The 2,890-nt window shown below is 62.2% G+C and carries 4 protein-coding genes; 3 read left to right on the forward strand and 1 reads right to left on the reverse strand.

All coding sequences use genetic code 11. The features are described from left to right. The 3 genes from XAXN_RS17170 to XAXN_RS17180 form a co-directional block, all read left to right on the forward strand. Positions 1-459: SPFH domain-containing protein (locus XAXN_RS17170; RefSeq protein ID WP_245149964.1), on the forward strand; the 459-nt coding region annotated here is incomplete at its 5' end. A 163-nt stretch (positions 460-622) separates the two neighbouring features. Beyond that, positions 623-1,597 carry a glutathione S-transferase family protein gene (locus XAXN_RS17175; protein WP_054320449.1) on the forward strand — a complete coding sequence of 325 codons (975 nt, stop codon included), beginning with the start codon at positions 623-625 and terminating at the stop codon, positions 1,595-1,597. 73 nt (positions 1,598-1,670) lie between these two features. Then, on the forward strand, positions 1,671-2,006 hold the full coding sequence (locus XAXN_RS17180) for a VOC family protein (protein WP_054320451.1): 336 nt from the start codon (positions 1,671-1,673) through the stop codon (positions 2,004-2,006). A 206-nt stretch (positions 2,007-2,212) separates the two neighbouring features. Here the strand turns inward: XAXN_RS17180 and XAXN_RS17185 are convergent, their stop codons facing one another. Continuing rightward, positions 2,213-2,674: a DUF4126 family protein gene (locus tag XAXN_RS17185; protein ID WP_054320450.1), complete on the reverse strand. Its 462-nt coding sequence runs from the start codon at positions 2,672-2,674 to the stop codon at positions 2,213-2,215. Positions 2,675-2,890 lie beyond the last annotated feature (216 nt).

A 2,890-nucleotide genomic window follows, 5' to 3' on the forward strand; every position in this document is an offset into this window, starting at 1 on the left:
AGGACGGGGGGACGTCGCCAGTACGCGTCCATCGTGCGCGACCAGGTCAAGCGCTACGACATGACCAAGATGATGAGCGACCCCGACACCGCCAGGAAGATCGACGATTCGGTGGCGCAAAATGTCAGCGCCTTGGTCAAGGAGCAAGGCCTGCCGATCCAGATCCAGAACATCACCCTGGGCCGCGCACGCCCGAATCCGGATGTGTTGCAACAGATGAATCTGACTGCCGCGCAGCAGCAGCGGGTCAAGACCCTGGTGGAAGCGACCACCGCAGAACGGCAGCGCGAGCAGGAGCAAGAGGCCAAGGCCGACGCAGACAATGCGTATCGCAACCGCATGGGGCTGACGCCGGAGCAATACCTGGCTAGCCAGATCGCCGAGCTCAATGCCGAGGCCTGCAAGAAAGCGCAGGCGTGCTACATGGCGTCTTCGGGAACCTCGGTGATTGCAAGGTAGGTGCACCGTTTGCGTGCCGTCAGGCGCAAGCACGGGCGATGTGCCTGCTTGCAATCTTCCACGGTGATCGCGTGTCGCACTCACACACCATCACACTGCTCACGCAGCCTGCAACACCGGTGGGCTACGGTCGCCTGTGAGTGTCGCGGCGGGAGAGAACACGATGGGTCTGTTGGTCGATGGCAAATGGCAAGACAGTTGGTATGACACCAGCAAGAGCGAGGGTCGGTTCGAGCGCTCGCAGTCGCAGTTTCGCAATTGGGTCACGCGCGATGGCAGCGCCGGGCCGCATGGCCAGGGCGGGTTCCAGGCCGCTCCGGGGCGTTACCACCTGTATGTGTCGCTTGCCTGCCCGTGGGCGCACCGCACGCTGATCTTCCGGCGCCTGAAAGGGCTGGAGTCGATCATCGACGTGTCCATCGTGCACTGGCTGATGCGCGAGAACGGCTGGACCTTCGCCGATGGGCCGGGCGTAGTCGGCGACACGGAGCATCACGCGCAGTATCTGTACGAGGTGTACCTCAAGGCCGACCCGCATTACTCGGGACGGGTCACGGTGCCGGTATTGTGGGACCGCGAGCGCAAGACCGTGGTCAGCAACGAGTCGGCCGACATCATCCGCATGTTCAATAGTGCCTTCGACGAGATTGGCGCTGCAGAGGGGGATTTTTATCCGCAGCCGCTGCGCGAGCAGATCGAAGCGGTGAACGCGCGTGTCTATGACACCGTCAACAATGGCGTCTACAAGGCGGGCTTTGCAACCACCCAGGCGGCCTATGAAGAAGCGGTGGTGCCATTGTTTGAAAGCCTGGACTGGCTGGGGGCGCGTTTGAGCACACAACGCTATCTTTGCGGCGACCGGCTTACCGAAGCCGATTGGCGCCTGTTCACCACACTGGTGCGGTTCGATGCGGTGTACGTCGGGCACTTCAAATGCAATCTACGGCGCATTGCCGACTACCCGCAGCTGTCCGGATTCTTGCGCGAGCTCTACCAGATGCCGGGGATTGCCGACACCGTGAACTTCCAGCACATCAAGGGTCATTACTACCAGAGCCACGACACCATCAACCCCACCGGTATCGTCCCGATGGGGCCGCTATTGGATCTGGATGCGCCTCATGGGCGCGGCAGCTGATGCGCGTGGTCGATATGGCGCGCTACCTGCAGTTGCCTATGCTGCGCACCCGCGCGATCAACAGGACGACGTCATGCTCAATCATGTCATGGTGGGAACGGACGATATCAAGCGTGCGCGTGCGTTCTATGACGCCGTGCTAGGAGAGGTCTTCGGTGCGCCCGCGCCGTTCGTCAATCAGGCAGCCAGCGGGCATGCGCGCCTGTTCTACCGACATGCAGGCAGCACCTTTTGTGTGAGCGAGCCGATCAATGACGCACCCGCAAGCCCGGGCAACGGTGCAACGGTTGGCTTCAAGTGTGACTCGCCGGAACAAGTGCAGCACTTTCATAACAGCGCGGTCGCTGCCGGCGGCATCTCCATCAAAAAGCCGCCCGGTTTGCGTGAGAGCAGCATGGGCCCGACGTGATTGGCTTACGCGCGTGATTCCGATGGGAACAAGCTGTGCGCGATCTATCGCCCGGCGTGAACGTGGCTTGTGGCGCGGTTTGTCGCAGGCATCGCTTGTTGGTTGATGACTTGCGCTCTCAAGACGGCGCCTAAGCGCTTTGCGGCCATGGCCTGCGCAAACAGTGGCAGGCCTTTAGGCACCATGCGTGAGTCAGTGGAGACGCGTTATCGCTTGGCCGCATCCCGAATGATCAGCGTCGCCGCGCCCACCGTGATCGCGTCTTCAACAACGCCGGTGCTGGTTTGGCCGTAGCGCTCGATCGCACGCATCCGCGCATTGAAGGTGAGATAGGCGGCGGCAACTGCCGTCGTCGCGCCAAGCAGTGCAGCGATGCCACGTTGTTCGCGCGGCGCCAATGCAGTGCCGACGATCACACCGGTGGCAATGCGGGCAATCATGCCGGGCAGCACGATGCGGTCGGGAGCGGTCTTCATCTTGTCGCCGGCCAGCTCGCCGCCAGCCAGTGCCAGCATACCGGCCGAGGCCAGTGGATTGGCGAGCAATGCCGGTGCGCCACTGTCGGCAGGCAGCTTGCCGGTGCGTGCGGCATTGGCGACGGCGGCCAGCGGCGTCATCGAGCGCATGCCGGCAACGGCGCTCATCAGGATGGAGTGGATCAAAGCCATGTGCACCTCTGCATGTGCTCGACCATCGCAGGCGGAATGCCCGCGCGTGGCACGCTGTTGTCGATCTGCGCAGACTGGTGTTTGATCCCATGCTTTGATGGTGCACTATTTTCCCTCGATTGGAAGGAAGCACTATGGGCCAGGTTCTACACGGGAGCGCCACTACGACAGAGGCGATCCGTCGAGCGATACAACATAGTCAAGAGAGCCTGAGAG

The sequence above is a fragment of the Xanthomonas axonopodis genome, assembly GCF_001304695.1.
Classification (GTDB): Bacteria; Pseudomonadota; Gammaproteobacteria; order Xanthomonadales; family Xanthomonadaceae; genus Xanthomonas; species Xanthomonas axonopodis.